General features: G+C 63.2%; 20 protein-coding genes and 1 tRNA gene. 8 read left to right on the forward strand and 13 right to left on the reverse strand.

Translation table 11 applies throughout. The features are described 5' to 3' along the window. Nucleotides 1–41: 41 nt before the first annotated feature. Together A5892_RS11845 and A5892_RS11850 are read right to left on the reverse strand one after the other, a co-directional pair. Entirely contained in the window at nucleotides 42–1,625 is a 1,584-nt protein-coding gene (locus A5892_RS11845; RefSeq protein ID WP_082890427.1) for a sodium:solute symporter family transporter, read from the reverse strand. Further along, nucleotides 1,619–1,876, reverse strand: coding sequence for a DUF485 domain-containing protein (locus tag A5892_RS11850; RefSeq protein ID WP_064122979.1), 258 nt, complete (start codon nucleotides 1,874–1,876; stop codon nucleotides 1,619–1,621). The genes A5892_RS11845 and A5892_RS11850 overlap by 7 nt, the downstream gene beginning before the upstream one ends. 423 nt (nucleotides 1,877–2,299) lie before the next feature. On the opposite strand from A5892_RS11850, the gene A5892_RS11855 reads away from it, so the two are divergent. Further along, nucleotides 2,300–3,220, forward strand: a complete 921-nt coding sequence (locus tag A5892_RS11855) for a LysR family transcriptional regulator (protein WP_082890428.1) — start codon at nucleotides 2,300–2,302, stop codon at nucleotides 3,218–3,220. Nucleotides 3,221–3,391: 171 nt separating this feature from the next. Here A5892_RS11855 and A5892_RS11860 read toward each other — a convergent pair. Together A5892_RS11860 and A5892_RS19670 are read right to left on the reverse strand one after the other, a co-directional pair. Continuing rightward, a tRNA-Pro gene (locus tag A5892_RS11860) sits at nucleotides 3,392–3,468 on the reverse strand. Nucleotides 3,469–3,546: 78 nt separating this feature from the next. Next, entirely contained in the window at nucleotides 3,547–3,705 is a 159-nt protein-coding gene (locus tag A5892_RS19670; protein ID WP_043446121.1) for a YqaE/Pmp3 family membrane protein, read from the reverse strand. 163 nt (nucleotides 3,706–3,868) lie between these two features. Here A5892_RS19670 and A5892_RS11865 point away from each other — a divergent pair, with 163 nt between their 5' ends. After that, a complete protein-coding gene (locus tag A5892_RS11865) occupies nucleotides 3,869–4,291 on the forward strand; it encodes a CidA/LrgA family protein (protein WP_223302643.1) in 423 nt (140 codons plus the stop codon). Next, nucleotides 4,288–5,016, forward strand: coding sequence for an LrgB family protein (locus A5892_RS11870; RefSeq protein WP_064122980.1), 729 nt, complete (start codon nucleotides 4,288–4,290; stop codon nucleotides 5,014–5,016). Before A5892_RS11865 ends, A5892_RS11870 begins: the two co-directional genes overlap by 4 nt. On the opposite strand, the gene rarD is transcribed toward A5892_RS11870, so the two are convergent. Then, nucleotides 4,994–5,899, reverse strand: coding sequence for an EamA family transporter RarD (gene rarD / locus A5892_RS11875; RefSeq protein ID WP_064122981.1), 906 nt, complete (start codon nucleotides 5,897–5,899; stop codon nucleotides 4,994–4,996). The genes A5892_RS11870 and rarD overlap by 23 nt on opposite strands. Continuing rightward, nucleotides 5,896–6,030, reverse strand: coding sequence for a hypothetical protein (locus A5892_RS20910; RefSeq protein ID WP_263281377.1), 135 nt, complete (start codon nucleotides 6,028–6,030; stop codon nucleotides 5,896–5,898). The genes rarD and A5892_RS20910 overlap by 4 nt, the downstream gene beginning before the upstream one ends. A gap of 159 nt (nucleotides 6,031–6,189) precedes the next feature. On the opposite strand from A5892_RS20910, the gene A5892_RS11880 reads away from it, so the two are divergent. The 3 genes from A5892_RS11880 to A5892_RS20500 are packed head-to-tail and all read left to right on the forward strand — an operon-like array spanning nucleotide 6,190 to nucleotide 7,512. Further along, a complete protein-coding gene (locus A5892_RS11880; RefSeq protein ID WP_064122982.1) occupies nucleotides 6,190–6,972 on the forward strand; it encodes an amidohydrolase in 783 nt (260 codons plus the stop codon). Between the two features lie 57 nt (nucleotides 6,973–7,029). Beyond that, a complete protein-coding gene (locus A5892_RS11885; protein ID WP_064122983.1) occupies nucleotides 7,030–7,329 on the forward strand; it encodes a hypothetical protein in 300 nt (99 codons plus the stop codon). 18 nt (nucleotides 7,330–7,347) lie between these two features. Next, the gene (locus A5892_RS20500) at nucleotides 7,348–7,512 is read left to right on the forward strand and encodes a hypothetical protein (RefSeq protein ID WP_155834136.1); all 165 of its coding nucleotides are present in this window, start codon (nucleotides 7,348–7,350) and stop codon (nucleotides 7,510–7,512) included. Nucleotides 7,513–7,603: 91 nt separating this feature from the next. Here the strand turns inward: A5892_RS20500 and ycaO are convergent, their stop codons facing one another. The 7 genes from ycaO to gloB form a co-directional block, all read right to left on the reverse strand. Then, the gene (gene ycaO, locus A5892_RS11890; RefSeq protein WP_064122984.1) at nucleotides 7,604–9,343 is read right to left on the reverse strand and encodes a 30S ribosomal protein S12 methylthiotransferase accessory factor YcaO; all 1,740 of its coding nucleotides are present in this window, start codon (nucleotides 9,341–9,343) and stop codon (nucleotides 7,604–7,606) included. A 132-nt stretch (nucleotides 9,344–9,475) separates the two neighbouring features. Beyond that, entirely contained in the window at nucleotides 9,476–11,110 is a 1,635-nt protein-coding gene (locus A5892_RS11895; protein WP_064122985.1) for an ABC transporter ATP-binding protein, read from the reverse strand. Next, nucleotides 11,107–12,186 carry an ABC transporter permease gene (locus A5892_RS11900; RefSeq protein WP_064122986.1) on the reverse strand — a complete coding sequence of 360 codons (1,080 nt, stop codon included), beginning with the start codon at nucleotides 12,184–12,186 and terminating at the stop codon, nucleotides 11,107–11,109. Before A5892_RS11900 ends, A5892_RS11895 begins: the two co-directional genes overlap by 4 nt. Nucleotides 12,187–12,188: 2 nt before the next feature. Beyond that, nucleotides 12,189–13,256 (reverse strand): microcin C ABC transporter permease YejB, encoded by a 1,068-nt coding sequence (locus A5892_RS11905; RefSeq protein WP_064122987.1) that lies wholly within the window; start codon nucleotides 13,254–13,256, stop codon nucleotides 12,189–12,191. After that, entirely contained in the window at nucleotides 13,253–15,100 is a 1,848-nt protein-coding gene (locus A5892_RS11910) for an extracellular solute-binding protein (RefSeq protein ID WP_223302644.1), read from the reverse strand. Before A5892_RS11910 ends, A5892_RS11905 begins: the two co-directional genes overlap by 4 nt. Before the next feature lie 96 nt (nucleotides 15,101–15,196). Continuing rightward, nucleotides 15,197–16,315, reverse strand: coding sequence for a transglycosylase SLT domain-containing protein (locus tag A5892_RS11915; RefSeq protein WP_064122988.1), 1,119 nt, complete (start codon nucleotides 16,313–16,315; stop codon nucleotides 15,197–15,199). Between the two features lie 115 nt (nucleotides 16,316–16,430). Further along, a complete protein-coding gene (gene gloB, locus A5892_RS11920) occupies nucleotides 16,431–17,249 on the reverse strand; it encodes a hydroxyacylglutathione hydrolase (RefSeq protein WP_064122989.1) in 819 nt (272 codons plus the stop codon). A gap of 136 nt (nucleotides 17,250–17,385) precedes the next feature. Between gloB and A5892_RS11925 the strand changes: the two genes are divergently transcribed. Together A5892_RS11925 and rnhA are read left to right on the forward strand one after the other, a co-directional pair. Further along, on the forward strand, nucleotides 17,386–18,180 hold the full coding sequence (locus tag A5892_RS11925; protein ID WP_064122990.1) for a methyltransferase domain-containing protein: 795 nt from the start codon (nucleotides 17,386–17,388) through the stop codon (nucleotides 18,178–18,180). Continuing rightward, nucleotides 18,167–18,673, forward strand: a complete 507-nt coding sequence (gene rnhA, locus A5892_RS11930; protein WP_411431749.1) for a ribonuclease HI — start codon at nucleotides 18,167–18,169, stop codon at nucleotides 18,671–18,673. Before A5892_RS11925 ends, rnhA begins: the two co-directional genes overlap by 14 nt. Nucleotides 18,674–18,685: the final 12 nt, after the last annotated feature.

Here is an 18,685-nt window from a genome sequence, read left to right on the forward strand (position 1 = left end):
AGGCAGATTCGATTGCGTTGAATACTGCGCTACCGCTTGGGTCAGGCGCCGGCCACCGGCGTGGGGACGCGCGATGACTGCGTCGCCAGCGAGGCGATGAGACAGACGGTGAAGGCAAGCGGAACGGTTACCAATGCCGGTGGATCAATGGGGAACACCGGCTGCGCATACCCCAGTACCTTCACCCACACGGATGGTCCGAGCACGGTAAACAGCAGGGAGGAAGCAAGGCCCACACCACCGCCCAGGACGGCACCGAAAGGAGTCATCTTCTTCCAGTAAATAGCCAGGATCAGTACCGGGAATGTCGAGGAGCATGCGATCGAAAACGCCAGGCTGATCATGTAGGCCACGTTTTGGTTGCGAAAGGCAATCCCGAGCAGGACCGCCAGTGCGCCCAACACGACCGTTGCGATCTTGACGATCCGAATCTCGTCCGGAGCATCCGAACCATGGCGCTTGAACAACGCCCCGTAGATGTCATGGCTGACCGCCGACGCGCCGGAAAGGGTCAGACCAGCCACGACGGCGAGGATCGTGGCGAAAGCGATGGCGGAGACCGCGCCGAACATCACGTCGCCGCCGAGCAGGTGCGACAGATGGAGTGCCGCGGTGTTACCTCCGCCGATCAAAGCGCCGTTCGCATCGAGGTATCCGGAATGGTCGCGTAGCAGGGCCAACGCGCCGAAGCCGATGATGAAGATCATCGCGTAGAAGCAGTTCATGAACGCCGTGGCCCACAACACAGAGCTTCGCGCCGCCTTGGCGTCCGGTACGGTGAAAAAACGCATGAGTACGTGTGGCAGACCCGCTGTGCCCAGCATCAGCGCGATTCCCAGCGAAATACCGGAGACAGGATCCCTCGCCAGAGCCTGGGGAATCAGGATGTTTTCCTTCCCTGGGTGCACCTCGACGGCCTTTTGGAGCAGTTCTCTCATACTGAAACCAAACTGCATCATCACGAGCAAGCACATCACTACACCGATGCCCAACATCAGCACCGCCTTGACGATTTGCACCCAAGTAGTCGCCATCATTCCGCCAAAGACGACATAGACGACCATCAGCACACCAACCAGAATGATGGCGTAGTTATAGTCGATGCCGAACAGCAGTTGAACCAGCTGCCCCGCTCCGACCATCTGTGCAATCAAATAGAAGGCGACGATGATCAGTGAGGCGCAGGCCGAGAAGATGCGTACAGAGTTGCCACTGAGTCTGGAACAGACCACGTCGGTGAAAGTGTACTTACCGAGCTTGCGTAGCTTACTGGCCATCAGGAAGACGACTATCGGTAATCCGGTGGTGTAACCGATCGCATAGACCAGTCCGTCGAAACCTCCGTTGAACACAAGAGCCGTCAGGCCGAGAAAGGCACCCGCAGAAAGTGCATCCCCTGTGATGGCCAAGCCATTTTGAAATCCGGATATGCGGCCACCGGCCGCGTAGAAATCATTGGCGGATGTCGTTTGCTTCGCCGCCCACCAAGTGATGCCGAGCGTGACGGCGATAACGGTGACGAAAAGCAAGAGCGATGTCGGGCTGGTCGCTCCGACAGAGGATTGTGCGGCCATCGCACTGGGCACGAAAGCGGCTGGAAGTATGGAGAGTAGTATTCTCAACATGTCGCTTCTCCCTCAGGGACGGCATTGGCGTGCACAACGTAGATGATCGTCAAAGCTGTTCCGCAGACGATGACGGCAAGCCCGAAGACAAAAGACAGTGGAAGATCGATTATTGGAACATTCCTTCTCAGTTCTTCCGCATGAAAGCAGCTCACAAGGATGAATGAGAGATAGACGAACATCTGCAATGCCGTAAGTGACAGGCCGAATGCCAGAGACTCATTGTCTTTGGTCGCAATAACAGAATTCATTTCCGATCTCCATATAAAAACCCAGCGGTCGAATGAACAGCACAGGTCTCACAGAACAGCTCGGCCTCATTTGAATTCGGTCATTGCTTTATTCAATGGAGCCGTCTTTCACATCAGCGTTGCCTGGGATCATGAGCTGAACCTATGGCTTGGAAGAAACGGTTAATTCTGATGCCAGCGATCTGCCGGACAGATGGATTGGATAGCATGAGATCGGGCACCAAGATTGGGCGCCCTGGTGAAATACAGGTATCGAAATGAAGCGGTAACAGCGTGCTATGCCTTGCAGTCACGCCATTGGCAGCACGTTCATAGGTCCGCGGCTGATCTTCATGGGGTAGGGAAGCTGGCATACCGCTTGCTTGGGATTCACTGAAACGGTCTCACTCCGAGACCAGGCATCAGTTCTAGGGATACCAGCCCATGGAAGTAAATGACCTGATCACATTCGCTACAGTCGCCCGGCATGCCGCCATCACGCGAGCGGCGATAGAACTGAACACGGTGCAGTCCAACGTCACGAGCAGGATCAAGCAGCTTGAAGAAGAGGTCGGCGTTGCACTTTTTGAACGTCACAGTCGAGGAGTTGTCTTGACCAGCGCGGGGCAACGTCTTCTGCCCTATGCCTCGCGTGCGGTGGCCTTGCTTCAGGAAGCGGCGACGGCCGCTCGTGACGATGGCGTAGCGCGGGGGCGCCTGTCGATCGGCTCGATGGAGACCACGGTGGCGATCCGGCTGCCAGAGGTTCTCGCGGCCTATCATTCACAACATCCCGCCGTCGAGTTCGAGGTGAAAACCGGGCCTACAGCTGAGTTGGTACAAAAGGTCATCGATAACGAGGTGGATGGCGCATTCGTCGCCGGACCGGTAGATCACCCTTTATTGTCGGTCGATCACGCATATGAAGAGAACCTGGTGCTGGTAACTTCTCTTCGTTTGCGTGACCCGTCCAAGTTGCACGATGATTCGATGCCGTTGACGGCATTGATGTTCAGAATGGGTTGCTCATATCGTCAGCGTCTCGAGCAATTTCTCACCCAGATCGGGCGGCCGAGCTTTCAACGTCTTGAATTCGGCACGTTGGAGGGCATCCTGGGATGCGTGAGCGCGGATCTCGGCATCACTTTGCTGCCTCGAAGCGTGGTCGAAAAATCAGCACTGGGCGAAAAACTCGCGATGCATGATGTACCGCCGGATATCGCACAGACCCCAACTCTGTTCATCAGGCGGAAAGGGGCCCATGAGTCGACCGCGATGCGGCTTTTCCGCACATGTTTTTCCAGTGCTCCACAAGTCTGCACAGCCGTTGACCGGCCCATCCAGGCCCAATCCATGTTTGCGTAGTTCGCGCAGCCCATGTGGAGCAGTCGCTGTGCCTGCCGATCGAGGCGGGGAGGAGTCCACCCCGACCATGTATTGGGCAGCTCTCAATCCGATCTCGGCGCCGGAGCCATCGTGAAATAAAAAAACCGCCACCCGGCATGATCCGTAAGTGGCGGTTTTGAAATCGATTTTTGGTCGGAGCGACAGGATTCGAACCTGCGACCTCTGCAACCCCATTGCAGCGCGCTACCAAACTGCGCCACGCTCCGAGCCGCGTCTCATGGGCTTGATCCCGAAGACGCTGCGCATACTACCCGGTTGTTCTGAAAAAGAAAAGCGCTTTCGGCTCAGCGGGTGGCGATGACCCAGACGGCGTGGATGATGCCGGGTATATAGCCGAACAGGGTGAGGACGATGTTGATCCAGAACTGTAAGCCGAAGCCGACTTGGAGGAATACGCCGACCGGGGGAAGGATGATGGCGAGAATGATACGAAGCAGATCCATTGATATCTCCTAGAGGTTGGAAAACGGTATCCAACCATTCGCTTGTCCGTGCGGCCGGTGATTATAGACGATGGGAGAACCCCTTGCGGCATCTAAAGCCCAGGTTCAGACTTTTATCCGATTGCCATCCGCGTGGTCAGGGGGTCAAGGATGGTTTAAGTGCATGGCTACCAAAGATCACGGAGGCGCAGGCGCGATGCCACTGCTCGTGGGGATGAGCATTCTGCTCGGCTGTCAGTTGATTGGAGAAGGGGTGGCGAGGGCGATGAACCTGCCGGTACCGGGGCCAGTCATCGGTATGGTGCTTCTGCTGGTGGGGCTGATGCTGTATGGCAAGGTGCCTGAGGGGTTGAGAATGACCACGCGGGGACTGACCCAGCATCTGGCGCTGCTGTTCGTGCCGGCCGGGGTAGGGGTGATGGTCAATTGGCCGTTGATTTCACAGAATTTCGTCGTGCTGACGGTGACGCTATTGGTGTCTACCGTACTGCTGCAGGTCTTCATGGTGCTGTTCATGCGGCGCACGCTGCGTGGCCGGCTCGAGAACCATGATGCCGATCCGGTGTTGAAGGAGAAACGGCGGTGATTCTCACCGAGATCGATACCATCTGGGTCTATCTGTCGGCTTCTCCGCTGCTGTCGCTGTTCCTGACCATCTCTTTCTATCTAGGCTGCTACCAGCTCTGTCGCCGCTTCAGGCTGCTGCGCGGGGTGCACCCGGCGGTGGTGACGATCATCGCGCTGATCTGTCTGCTCCAGCTCACTGGTACTTCCTACCAGAGCTACTTCGAAGGCGCTCAGTTCATTCACTTTTTGCTGGGCCCTGCCACGGTAATGCTGGCCGTGCCGATGTTCGACAACCTGGCCCGGGTACGCAGCATGATGATGCCCTTGCTCAGCGGCTGCATCGCCGCGGTGGTCGCCTCGGCGTTCCTGACGCTCGGCATTGCGACACTGCTTGGAGCGCCCCCTGAGATCATCGCTTCGATGGCACCGAAGTCGGTGACCGTGCCAATCGCAATGGGGGTCGCCGAGAGCCTGGGCGGGATACCGGCGCTGACCGCGGCGATCGTGCTGATTACCGGGATCATCGGTTGCCTGACGGGGCCTTTGGTGTTCCGTGTACTCGGTGTTCACGACCATACGGTGAAAGGCTTCACCATGGGGGCCTCCGCCCATGGCTTTGGCACCGCTCAGAGCTTCGCCAGCATCAGTGCACTGGCGGGGGCATTCTCGGGCCTGGCGATGGGCTGCGTGGGCCTTTCGACCGCCATCATGCTGCCGATATTCATGCGGATTCTCGCGCTCTGACCCGACTGTCGTGCAGGCTGGCGACGGTATAGAGCAGCAGGCCGATCCAGATCATCCCGAAGACCACCAGCTGGATGGGGGCAAGCTGCTCGCCGAGCAGATTGACCGCGATCAGCAGTTGCAGGGTCGGATTGAGGTACATCAGAAAGCCAAGCGTCGAGAGCCTGAGCCGCTGGGTAGCGGCGGCGAAGGCGATCAACGGCAGCGCGGTGAGCACGCCGGAGGAGATCAGCAGCATGCTGATACCCGTCCCGGCACCGAAGTTGCTCTGCCCGGAGGCGGCCGACCAGATGAGTGCGCCAAGCGCGACCGGCAGCAGCACCAGCGTCTCCACCAGCAGGCCGGTGATGCTGTCGAGCGGTATCTGCTTACGAAACAGGCCATAGCAGCCGAAAGTGCCAGCCATTGCCAGCGAGATCCACGGCAGCTCGCCGAGATAGACCAGTTGGACAACGATACCCGCCACCGCAAAGGCGATGGCGAGCTGCTGCAAACGACCGAACCGCTCTCCGAGTACCGCGGTACCGAGCGCCACGCTGATCAATGGCGTGAGGTAGTAACCGAGGCTGGCTTGAATCACATGATGGTTTCCCACCGCCCAGATGAACATCCACCAGTTGCTGCCGATCAGTGCAGCGCACAGTGCGATCCTGCCGAGCAGCACGGGCGAGCGAAACACTTCGAACACCGGGCGCCAGCGGCGCAGCAGGGCGATCACCAGGCACAGGAACACCGCCGACCAGAGTATCCGGTGCGATAGGATTTCACCTGCGGGAACGCTCCCGAACAGCGAGAAGTAGAGCGGAAAGCAGCCCCACATGCCATAGGCCACGAGCCCCAGCAGCACGCCTTCGAGCGGCGTGGCGGAAGGCGCGGCGCTCACGAAGCCAGGGTGCCGTGCGGGTGGGCATCGCGCATGCCGAGACGGTCGCATCCTGAGCGCGCGGCGGTCGCAGCGCAGGGCAGCGGAAAGAGGCTGTCAGCACCGACGCGGTGCAAGCGAAGCTGGGACATTCAGGGACCTGCGGGTGAGAGGAGAGCGTGACTCGAATGCTGCCATCTTAGCCTGCTCACTGTCGGGGTGACAGCAGCCAAGCGTGCGGATCGCCGAGCAGTTGGTTTATCCTCGACCCAACCCCACCGGCATCGTCCGGCACTGCGAGAGGCCTTTCCATGTCCGAGTTGCGAATCACCCTGGTGCAGGCGGATCTGCACTGGGAAGATCCCGTCGCCAACCGTCAGATGATCGAGGAGCTGCTGGTGGACGTCACTGGCAGCGATCTGATCGTCCTGCCAGAAATGTTCTCGACCGGCTTCACCATGAACGCGCAGGCGCTCGCCGAGCCGATGGAGAGCAGCGAAACCGTGGCCTGGATGCGCGAGCAGGCCAGCCGCACCCAGGCGGTGATCACCGGCAGCATCGTGATCCTCGACGATGGCGTTTGCTACAACCGCATGATCTGGGCGACCCCGCAGGGTGAGCTACGCTGGTACGACAAGCGCCATTTGTTCCGCATGGCCGGCGAACACGAGCGCTACGGGATGGGGCGCGAGCGGGTGATCGTCGAACTCAACGGTTTCAAGATCCTGCTCAGCGTCTGCTACGACCTGCGTTTCCCGGTATGGAGCCGCAACGTTGGCAACGAATACGACCTGATGCTCTGCGTCGCCAACTGGCCCTCGGCCCGGCGTATCCCATGGCGCACCCTGCTGCAGGCGCGCGCGATCGAGAACCAGTGCTACGTGATCGGAGTCAACCGGGTTGGCGAAGATGGCAAAGGGCTGCACTACAGCGGCGACTCGATGCTGGTCGACTATCTCGGTGAGCCGCTGATCGATGACGAGCGCGAGATATCCTTCGTACGCACCGGCGTGATCGGCCGTGAAAGTCTCGAGGCTTTCCGAGCCAAGTTTCCCGCCTGGATGGATGCCGATCGCTTCACCATCAGTCCATGACCCATACGGCGGCGGCGTAGTAGAATGCCGCCGTCTTCTCAAATCAGGATCTCATCCATGCGCATAGTGCTGCTTGCGGCACCGCTGATGCTGGCCGCCTGTGCATCGAGCTACCAGCCGATCTCTCCGACCCAATACGCGGCGATGGACTGCGCCCAGCTGAACGCCGAACGAGCCCAGCTACTGCGCTTGTCCGGTAGGGCCGAAGGTGACGGCAGCAATGGCTGGAACAACCTGTCGTCCGGCGATCGCAGCGGTTGGGGCGACCAGAGTGCGATCAATGCCCGCGGCTATCTCGCCCAGCTCGATGCTTATCACTACCAGAAGGGGTGTGGCAGTTCGTCTTCCACCCCCTGAACCCGCAAGGAGCCTCGCTTGACCACTGTCTTCTGGCTGTTGACCATCGCCGCTTTCCTGGTGACCTTCACCAGCTTCATGCTCTACAGCCGCAGCCGCAAACCGCTCTATGGCCGACTCAGCGTGGCCGCGCTGGTGGCGATGTTCGCCTTCGCGACCGTCTCGGTGGCGCTGCGATTCTAGCCCCTCCTGCCATATGCTGAACGCCGCGGCGGGCTCTACCAATGGTGGAGCCCGCCGCGGCGTTTTCATCTACTCGATCTGACCGGCTCGATCAGCGCTGAGCGCTGAGCACCTTGGCGTAGGCTTCGAGCAGTTTGCCGTGGGCAACGGTAGGGCAGGCCGGGTCCAGTGGTCCGAGCCCAGGAAAGCGCAGGCGTCCTTCGGTCAATGCCTGGGCCTGGTCGACGAGCTCGGTGCCGTAGTAGCCAACCAGCGCGCGGCGGAAATCGGCAAGATCGAAGTCGTTGAGCGCCAGATCGAGCGTGTCCGCCAGTGCTCGCAGGGCAAGGCGCTCCTCTGGCTCGAGGTGGCCGGAGGCGAGCACCATGTCGAGCTGCTCTTTCGCTTCATCGAAGCGCTCGAGCGCAAGCATCAGCCACAGCTTCAGCTCGCCTACCCGCAGGCGTGCCCAGGGGGTACCCTTGTCACCGGCGATGCCGGCCCACTCCAGCACTCGCAGCTGCTCGTTGACCGCATGTCCCTCGAGATCGTCGAGCAATGCCTCCCAGTCGTTCGGCTCGGCGTTGGCGAGATCGAACAGGGTGGCGCGATGTTCGAGCGCCTGATTGTTGTTGTTCCAGCGCAGCTCGTCCGGCAGGTAGATCTCCGAGAAGCCAGGTACCAGGATGCGGCAGGCGTAGCCGCCAAGGTCGGTGTACTCGGCGATGTAGACGTCGAAGCCTTCCTCCTCGAGCAGCGCGATCAGCCTTGCCCGTGCGGTGGCGTTATCGTCCTGGTCGTCCCAGTCGGCGAATTCGACATCAGGGGTGTCGGAAAGCAGCGCCCAGCTGACGTAGCCACTCGAGTCGATGAAGTGCAGCTCGAGGTTGTGGGGGTCGCTGACCAGATCCATGTCGCTGGTAGGTGCCGGGAAGCCCTCGAGCTCGTCCAGCGCGCGGCCCTGGAGCAGCTCGGTGAGCGCGCGCTCGAGCGCGACCTGGAAGCGCGGATGGGCGCCGAAGGATGCATAGACACCGCCATCGGCCGGGTTCTGCAGCAGCACGCACATTACCGGGTAGCGTCCGCCGAGCGAGGCGTCCAGCGCCCGCACCGGGAAGCCTGCCGCGTTGAGCGCCTCGAGCCCCTGCTTGATCGTCGGATAGCGGTCGAGCACCGCCTCGGGGACCTCGGGCAGGGCAATGCCGTCGCGCAGGATGCGATTCTTGATCCCGCGTTCGAAGATTTCGGAGAGCCCCTGGACCACCGCTTCATAGCGATTGTTGCCCGCGGACATGCCGTTGGAAACGAACAGGTTGGCGATCACGTTGACCGGTACCAGCACGGTCTCACCGTCGCGCGAGCGCACGTAGGGCAGGGCGCAGACGCCGCGCCCGGAGTCGCCGCCGTTCATGTCGCAGAGCTCGGCGGTCACCAGCTCGCCTTCGTCGGTCTCGGCGAGGTCGTAGCGGGCGCGGGTCCCTTGGTCGAGCAGCTCGGCCGGCATCGGCGCTTCCTCGGCCGGGAACCACTGCTCGTCGCGCTGGTGGATGAAGCCGAACCGCTCGAGCATCGGGGTGAGATAGAAGTCGGCCCACAGATACCGGGTCGACAGCCGCTCGAGCATCTCGCCGAGGGCACTGGCCATCGCCGCCTCGCGGCTGGCCCCCTTGCCGTTGGAGAACACCTGTGGGCAGTCGCGGTCGCGGATGTGCACCGACCAGATGTAGGGCGCGGGATTGAGCCAGCGTGCTTCGACGATGTTGAAGCCGAGCGACTCGATCGCTCCTCGGAGGTTGGAGATCGAGCGCTCGAGCGCTTCGTCCTTACCGGGAATATAGGTCTCTTCGGTCATGACCGGCCCTTCGATGTAATGAGTGCGTGGAGATGGCCGGTGCGCGGCCGGCGATTGTATGGGCGCGAAGCCGCGCACTTTATCACGGCTTTCGCTGCTTTCGTTCGACGGCGATCTCGCGCGTCGCCATGGCTAGGGCTGCTGAACCGACGGCTTCAGCAGCGAGGCCTCGATCAACCCCCGGGTATAGTCGCTGTCAGGGGCGTCGATCAGCGCCTGGCATTCGCGGCACTCGATCAGCCGGCCTTCTTTCAGCACCAGGATACGATGCGCCACTGCCCGCACCACGGCGAGATCGTGGCTGATGAACAAGTAGCTCAATCCGCGCTCTGCCTGTAGCCGGCGCAGCAGCACGATCAGCCGCTTCTGCACCTGGCGGTCGAGTGCCGAGGTCGGTTCGTCGAGGATCAAGAGCTTGGGCTCGAGAATCAGCGAACGTGCCAGCGCGATACGCGCGCGCTGGCCGCCGGAAAACTCATGGGGATAGCGCCCGGCGATGCCGCGGTCCAGCTCCACCGCATCGAGCGTGGTCAACACCCTGTCGTCGACCTGCTCCCGAGTCAGTTCCGGATGGTGGAAGCGCAAGCCTTCGCTGATGATATCGGTGACGCTCATCCGCGGCGACAGCGAGCCATAGGGGTCCTGGAACACCATCGCGATATCGCGGCGACGCCGGCGCAGCGCGGCGTCCTGGAGCAGATCGAGCCGCTCTCCGGCGAACAGGATCTCGCCGCTGGAGGGCACCAGCCGCGCCAGTGCCAGCGCAAGCGTGGACTTGCCCGAGCCGGATTCACCAACGACTCCCAATGTCTCGCCCCGGGCCAGGGTGACATCGATCGGCGAGAGCGCGGTGAAGGCCGGCGCCTGGCGAGCGAACAACCGCCGGTTGGCGCGGTACTCGACGCTCAAGCCCCGGGCATCGAGCAGCGGCTCGGCATCCGCCTCCAGCGGAATCGGGCGGCCGTCCGGCTCGGCGTCGATCAGCGCGCGGGTATAGCTGCTGCCGGGGGCCTCGAAGACCCGCTCGGTATCGCCGTAGTCCTCGGTTCTTCCACGGCACAGCACGCAGACCCGCTGGGCGTGCCGGCGTACCAGGTTGAGATCATGGGTGATCAGCAGCACCCCCATGCCGAGTCGCTCGCGCAGATCCTCGATCAGCGCCAGCACCTCGCGGGCGATGGTGACGTCGAGCGCTGTGGTCGGCTCGTCGGCGATCAGCAGCTTGGGGTCATTGGCGATCGCCATTGCGATCATCACCCGCTGGCGCTGGCCGCCGGAGAGCGCATGGGGGTAGGCATCGATCAGGCGTTCCACCCGCGGTAGCCGGACCAAGCGCAGCAGTTCCAGCACTCGGCGGCGTCGCGCGCCGGCATCCAGCCCCTGGTGCAGCTTGAGCGTCTCGCCGATCTGGCGTCCGACCGTATGCAGCGGATTGAGCGAGCTCATCGGCTCCTGGAAGATCATTCCCACTTCGCCGCCACGCAGGCGGCGCCAGTCGCGCACAGCGAGGTCATCGAGTCGCTGCCCCGCCAGCCAGCGCCCGCCGCCGACCTTGGCCTCGCGCGGCAGCAAGCCGAGTGCGGCGAGTGCGGTGATCGATTTGCCCGAACCGGACTCGCCGACCAGCGCGACCGTCTCGCCCGCGCGCACTTCCAGACTGAGACCATCGACCACTCTCTGGCCGTCGAACTCGACGCAGAGATCTTCGAGGCGCATCACCTCTTCGGCATCGATCGTGGATGCTTGGTTCGGCCGGCTCAACGTCATTGCTTGCCCCCCAGCTCGGTATGGCGGGGATCGAAGGCATCGCGCAGCCCTTCGCCGACGAACACCAATAGCGACAGCAGCAGCGAAAGACTGACGAAGGCGGTGATCCCGAGCCAGGGCGCCTGGAGATTGTTGCGGCCCTGGGCGACCAGCTCACCGAGCGAGGGCGAGCCCGGCGGCAGCCCGAAGCCGAGGAAGTCGAGCGCGGTGAGGGTGCCGATCGCACCGGTGAAGATGAACGGCAGGAAGGTCACCGTCGAGACCATCGCGTTGGGCAGCACGTGGCGCCAGATGATCAGCCTCGAAGGCAGGCCGAGCGCCTTGGCCGCGCGCACGTATTCGAGATTGCGCGCGCGCAGGAACTCGGCCCTCACCACGTCGACGAGCCCGAGCCAGGCGAACAGCAGCATGATCCCGAGCAGCCACCAGATGTTCGGACTGACCAGGCTCGAGAGGATGATCAAGAGGAACAGCATCGGCAGTCCCGACCAGATTTCGAGAAAGCGCTGGCCGAACAGGTCCGCCGCACCGCCGAAGTAACCCTGCATGCCGCCGATCGAGACACCGATGACCACCGCGCCGAGACTGACCCCGAGAGCGAACAGCAGCGACAGGCGCACGCCGTAGAGCACCCGGGCAGCCACATCGCGCCCTTGGTCGTCGGTACCAAGCCAGTGGCGCATGTCGGGAGGAGAGGGCGCAGGTGAGCTGAGCTGCATGTCGAGGGTGCCGTAGGACCAGGGAATCGGCGCGCGCAGCCACCAGCCGTTGGCGTGGATCAGTTCGCCCACCGCCGGATCGCTGAAATCGGTGGTGGTCGGCAGGAAGCCGCCGAAGGTGGTCTCCGGATAGTCGTTCCACATCGGCCAGTACCACTGGCCATCGTATTGGACCACCAGCGGTCGGTCGTTGCAGATCAGCTCGGCTGCGAGCGACACCACGAACAGTCCGATCAAAAGCCATAGCGACAGCCGTGCACGGCGATTGGCGCGAAAGGTCGCGAGCCGACGCTGGGTGATCGGCGAAATCCTATAGCGCGAGTGGGCCCTGGAGCCTGAACGCAACCATGCCAGCATCGTCATTGCTCCCGCGATGAGAAATCGATTCGAGGGTCTATCCACATGTAGGTCAGGTCCGAAAGCAGTTTGAGCACCAAGCCGATCAGCGTGTAGATGAAAAGGGTACCGAAGATCACCGGATAGTCGCGTGAGAGCACTGCCTCGTAGCCGAGCAGACCAAGGCCATCGAGGGAGAAGATCACCTCGATCAGCAGTGAGCCGGTGAGGAAGATGCCGACCAGCGCGGCCGGCATCCCGGCGATGACGATCAGCATCGCGTTGCGGAACACGTGGCCGTAGAGCACCCGCCGCTCGCTTGCCCCTTTGGCGCGCGCGGTGAGCACGTACTGGCGATGGATCTCGTCGAGGAAGCTGTTCTTGGTCAGAAGCGTAAGCGCAGCGAAGCCGCCGATCGCGTTGGCGATCACCGGCAGGGCGATGTGGTGGAGATAGTCGAGCAGTTTGCCGAGCGGGGAGAGCTGATCGAAGTCGGTCGAGGTCAGGCCGCGCATCGGGAACCAGTCGAGGTAGCTACCGCCGGCGAACAGCACGATCAAGAGCGTGGCGAAGAGAAAGCCCGGTATCGCGTAGCCGACCACCACCACCGTCGAGCTCCAGATATCGAAGCGCGAGCCGTGGCCCAGCGCCTTGCGAATGCCCAGCGGGATAGAGATCAGGTAGACCAGCAGGGTGGTCCAGAGCCCAAGCGAGACCGATACCGGCAGTCGCTCCTTGATCAGCTCAATCACCGGCTGACCGCGAAAGAAGCTGTCACCGAAGTCGAAGCGCGCATAGTCCAGGATCATCGAGCCGAAGCGCTGCCACATCGGCTGGTCGAAGCCGAACTGGGCGTTGAGCTGCGCGATGAAGGCGGGATCGACCCCCTCCGTGCCGCGCTGGGCGTCGCTGCCGACGCCGTCGGTGCTGGCGGTGAAGCTCAGGCTGGTATTGCCCATGCCCTGGATCCGCGCGAGCATCTGCTCGACCGGCCCCCCCGGGGCGGCCTGCACGATCAGGAAGTTGAGCAGCATGATGCCGAGCAGGGTCGGTACGATCAGCAGCAGTCGTCGCAGCAGGTAGTCGTTCATGGCTGTTGGTCGTCCTGGGCGGCCTCGACGCGGGAAGCGCGCTGCGAATCCACCCACCAGGCGTCGAGGTCGAGCCCGTAGTCGGGGAAAGGCAGCGGGAAAGCGAGCTTTCTCCAATAGGCGATACGCGCACCGGGGTTGTGGTACTGAGGCACCAGATAGAAGTTCCAGCGCAGCGCACGGTCCAGCGCCCGGGCGTGGGCGTCGAGGGACTCGCGGGAATCGGCGCGGATCAGCGACTCGACCAACTGGTCGATCGCCGGGTTGCGGATGCCAGCGGTATTGCGGCTCTGCGGCCGGTCGGCGTAGTCGCTGGTCCAGAATTCACGCTGCTCGTTACCGGGACTGCTCGACTGGGCGAACGAGCCGATGATCATGTCGTAGTCGTGCTGGGAAATGCGAACCTGGTACTGGCTGGGATCGACCACCCGGACCCGCGCATCGATGCCGATACGGCGAAGGTTACGCACATAGGGCAGCACCATGCGCTGCATCCGACCGTCCCAGAGCAGGATCTCGAACGAGAGCGAGCGTCCTTGGGCATCGACCATGCGATCGTTTTCCACCCTGTAGCCGGCCTCCTCGAGCAGCGCCAGCGCCTGGCGTAGCCGCTCACGCAGGTCGCTGGGCTCCTCGATCGGCAGCGGCTCTTCGAACACCTCGGGCGGCAGCTGGTCGCGCAGCGGCTCGAGCAGCGCCAGCTCCTCGCCTTCCGGCAGCCCGGTAGCCTCCATCTCGGAGCCATCGAACATGCCTCGCGTGCGCCGGTACTGGCTGTAGAACAGGTTGCGGTTCTGCCATTCGAAGTCATAGGCCAGGCCGATCGCGCGGCGTACCCGTGGATCCTGGAACTGGGCACGCCGCAGATTGGGCACGAAAGCCTGGAGCGGCGCGGGGTTGTGGGTCGCCACGACCAGTTGGCCAATCAGCCCGCGTTCCATCGCCGGACCCTGGTAGCCGGTGGCCCAGTTGCTCGCGGTCATCTCGGCTCTCAGATCGATGTTGCCGGCACGAAACGCTTCGAGCGCCACCGAGTCGTCCAGGTAAGTGTCGAATATCAGCCGGTCGATGTTGAAGCGCCCGCGGTTGACCGGCAGGTCGCGCGCCCAGTAGTCAGGGTCGCGCCGATAGACGATCTGGCGGCCTGGATCGAGCCGCTCGATGCGATAGGGGCCCGAGCCAACCGGGATCTCGAGGGTCGGGCGAGAGAAGTCCCGATCCTTCCAATAGTGCGCAGGCAGCACCGGCAGCTGGCCGAGGATCAGCGGAAGCTCAGGGGAGTTGTTCTCAGCGAAGTCGAAATGCACGGTGAGAGGACCTTCCGCGCGCACCGAGGTGACGTCGGCGTAGTAACCGCGAAAGAACGGCGCGCCTTTCTCGACCAGCAGATTGAAGGTGAAGACCACGTCTTCGGCGGTGACCGGCTCGCCATCATGGAAGCGTGCCCGCGGGTCGAGGTCGAACTCCATCCAGCGCCGCTGCGGGTCGAGGCGGATGCCGCTGGCGAGCAGCCCGTACGCGCTGAATATCTCGGCCGGATCCGACACCATCAGGCTGTCGTAGAGATAGCTCTGGCCCAAGTAGTCGATTCCCGCCGCGGCGCTGCCGGTGATGATGAACGGGTTGGTCGAGTTGAAGCTGACCGGCACGGCGCGGGTCAGGCTGCCGCCCTTGGGCGCATTCGGGTTGACGTAGGGGAAGGAGGTGAAGCCGGCCGGCAACCCCGGCTCGCCATAGAGCGACAGGCCGTGCACGGTAGGCACTTGTTCCGGGGAGGCCGCCCACGTCGCGGGAGCGACGGCGAGCAGCGTGAGCAGAGCGAAACGACAGAGGGTACCGATCAAAGCGGTCTTCCTGATCGAGCGGAACGGACACGAGCGCCCACTATAGCGCGCGCCTCGGGGCGCACGCCAACCCCGTATCGGGCGCCCCGGCATCCTTCAGCCGCCGGCCAGCATCAGCGCCTGACCGACGCGCAGCTGGTTGTCGGCGAGCCGATTGCGGCGCTTGATCTCTTCGATCGAAATCCCGGTGCGCGCGCTGATCTCGCTCAGCGTGTCGCCACGGCCGACGATGTAGCGCTGAGGCTGGGCGTCGAAATCGAACTCGGCGAGATTGGTGTCGAAGGTGCGGTGGGCATCGACCGGAATCAGCAGCCCCCGCTGCACCAGGGTACCGCTGTAGGCGGGGTTCAGCGCGCGTAGCTCGTCGAGTTCGATGCCGGCGAGCTCGGCGGCGGTCCTGATATCCAGCGACTGCTCCAGGTCGACCTGGACGAAGGTGGGCTGATCGGGAATCGGCGGCAGGTCGATGCCGTAGCGTCGGGGGTCGGAGACGATCGCCGACAGCGCGAGCAGCTTGGGCACGTAGTCGCGGGTCTCGCGCGGCAGCGCCAGCCCCCAGAAATCGTCCTCCGGACTGCTCGCCAACGCCGCGTTGACCCGTCCCGGACCCGCATTGTAGGCCGCGAGCGTAAGCTCCCAGTCGTCGCCATACCAGTGTCGACGCAGCATCTCGAAATAATCGAGCGCGGCACCGGTGGAGGCGACCACATCGCGTCGTCCGGCGTAGCCGCGGGTGCTGTCGAGCCCCATCTCCCGCGCGGTCGCCGGCATGAACTGCCAGAGCCCACTGGATCCGCCAGGATTGCGCGCGGTCGGGTCGTAGCCGCTCTCGATGAAAGGCAGCAGCGCGAGTTCGCCGGGCATGCCGCGGTCGTCGACCTGCTCGGCGACGTAGCGCAGCCAGGGCGCGGCGCGGCGGGCGAATTGATCGAACATCTGCGGGCGCGCCTCGAACCAGCCGAGCCACTGCTGCACGCGGGGGTCGTCCAGGCGATGATCGAGAGCGAATCCCGAGGCGATCCGCTGCCAGGTGGAGTCGTAGCGGCTGGCGACCTGTCCATAGAGGAAGGCCGTGCGATTTTGCTGCAGCGAGGAGGCGCAAACGCTGGAGGGCATCGTCACCATCATGGCGCTGACCGAGGCGACCCCGATACTGCCCAGCGCGAGTTTGGCATGGATGCGGATACGGCGGGTGACATTCGAAACTATCGGCAAAACTTGATTCCTTCACGCCTTTCTTGAAAAAACTTCTTGAAAAGAAAGGACACATCCAAGCGGTGACCCGCGGGTCACCGCGCTACTTTCACACCGCCAGAAGGCGGCAGGGGAGTCAGAAGTGGTCTTTCCAGTCGCGCAGCAGCGCGAAGGCGTCACGGTCGCTGGCTGGCGCGCGACCGGCGTGCTCGCTCAGCGCCTCGCGCACCCCAGGTGCGTCGTAGCGCATGAACGGATTGACCGCGCGCTCGCGGCCGATCTCGCTGGGCAGCGTCGGCTTGCCCGCATCGCGAAGCGCGCGGGCGCGCTCGAGCGCGGCATCGATCGCGGCGTTGCCGGGTTCGACGCTCTGGGCGAAAGCGAGGTTGGCGAGACTATACTCGTGAGCGCCGAACACCAGCGTCGACGGAGGTAGCTCGCGCAGCCTGGAGAAGTTCGCCTGCATCTGCTCCGCCGTGCCTTCGAACAGGCGTCCGCAGCCGGCGTGGAAGAGGGTGTCGCCGCACAATAGCAGCGGTATCGCATCCTCGATCAGGTAGACGATGTGATCGAGGGTGTGCCCCGGGGTGTGCAACACTCGCACCTTTCGACCGAACAGGGTAAGGACGTCCCCCTCGCCGAGGCGATGATCGATCGCCACCGACTGGCACTCCAGCGGCCCGATCACCTCCGCGCCGTAGCGCTCGACCAGCTCGGTGACGCCGCCGGTATGATCGCGATGATGATGAGTGATCAGGATACGATCGAGCTGGCGCCCGCGTCCCGCCTCGCCATCGAGCCACGCGATCACTGGGGCGGCATCGCCCGGATCGACGACGGTGACGGTATCGGCGTCACCTGCGGTGAGCAACCAGATATAATTGTCCGATAGGGCGGCGAGTGGCTCGACGCTCAAGCGATCAGGACCACCGGGGTGCGCTACGCTCGAAGACATGGCGAGATCTCGTATGGTTGACGCAACGGTTGAACGAAGCGGAAGGCGACGAGGTCGACCAGGTACGCCCTGGACGCCGCTGCAAATGGGCCTGAACCGATGAAAAATCGCCTCACAATGCTTGGAGAGCCTGCTCATGTCAAACCTGCCGTCGGCGCAGACCCTCCAGCTCGCCGAGCGCTACGAGCGCGCGCAGAACTTCTGGGGCAAGCGCCCAGGGCGCGCACTGTGGCGTTTCGAGCGGGCCTGCCTGGGGCCGGTGATCGAACCGCTCATCGGCCTGCACGCGCTGGAGTTCAGCGCTGCCGAACCGCTGCTTCCGCTGGCCCAGATGCGTCATTCGATGCGCTGGGCGGCGGTGCGTGGGCACGCCGAGTCGTCCTCGACGCTGGTCTGTGATCCTTCGAGCCTGCCGCTCGAGGACGAATGTCTCGACCTGGTGATCATCCATCACCTGCTCGAGGTGGTTCCCGAGCCCCACCACCTGCTGCGAGAGGCGGCGCGGGTGATGCTCGACCACGGCAAACTGGTGATCATCGGCTGGCAGCCGCTGGGAATCGGTGCGCTGCGATACCTCGGCCCCAAGCGCAACAAGTCCTTCCCGTTCGACCAGAAGTGGCGCAGCGTACACCGGCTCAAGGATTGGCTGGCGTTTGTCGATTTCGAAATCGAGCGGGTAGACTATTGCGCGTTTTCGCTCTCGCCCCACGGCGGCGGCTGGGAGTCGCTACTGCGCAGATACAACCTGCCGTTCGGCCACAGTTTCGTGATCCTCGCCCGGCGCAAGCGGCTGCGGATGATTCCGCTCAAGCCCCGCTTCGTCCCGAGGCTGATGATCCGGCCCAATCCGATCGGGCTCAACGCCTGCCGTCAGCGTTGCGAAAACGTCCGCCACCAGCCAAGCGAGCATCCGAGCCTTGTCGAAGAATGAGTCGAAGAACGAGCAGTCGAGCGAAAACCCTTTGGGCGGTGAACCGCTGCCGCATGTGACCATCTATACCGACGGCGGCTGCCGCGGAAATCCTGGCCCCGGAGGGTGGGGGGCGGTGCTGATCAGCGGTCCGCACGAGAAGGAGCTCAAGGGCGGCGAGGCGCAGACCACCAACAACCGGATGGAGCTCAGCGCTGCGATCATGGCGCTGCGTACGCTGAACCGGGCGTGCCGGATCGATCTCTGGACCGATTCGGAGTACGTCCGCAACGGGATCACCAAGTGGGTCCACAACTGGATCAAGCGCGGCTGGAAAACCGCCGCCAAGGAGCCGGTGAAGAACGCTGAGCTGTGGCGCGAGCTGTTGGCCGAGTGCGAGCGACACCAGATCGAGTGGCATTGGGTCAAGGGCCACGCCGGGCATCCGGGCAACGAACGCGCCGACCGGCTGGCCAATGATGCGATGGACGAGCTTGCGCAACGCCATCGCTGAAATCTCCAGGGC

The organism is Halotalea alkalilenta (assembly GCF_001648175.1).
Classification (GTDB): domain Bacteria; phylum Pseudomonadota; class Gammaproteobacteria; order Pseudomonadales; family Halomonadaceae; genus Halotalea; species Halotalea alkalilenta_A.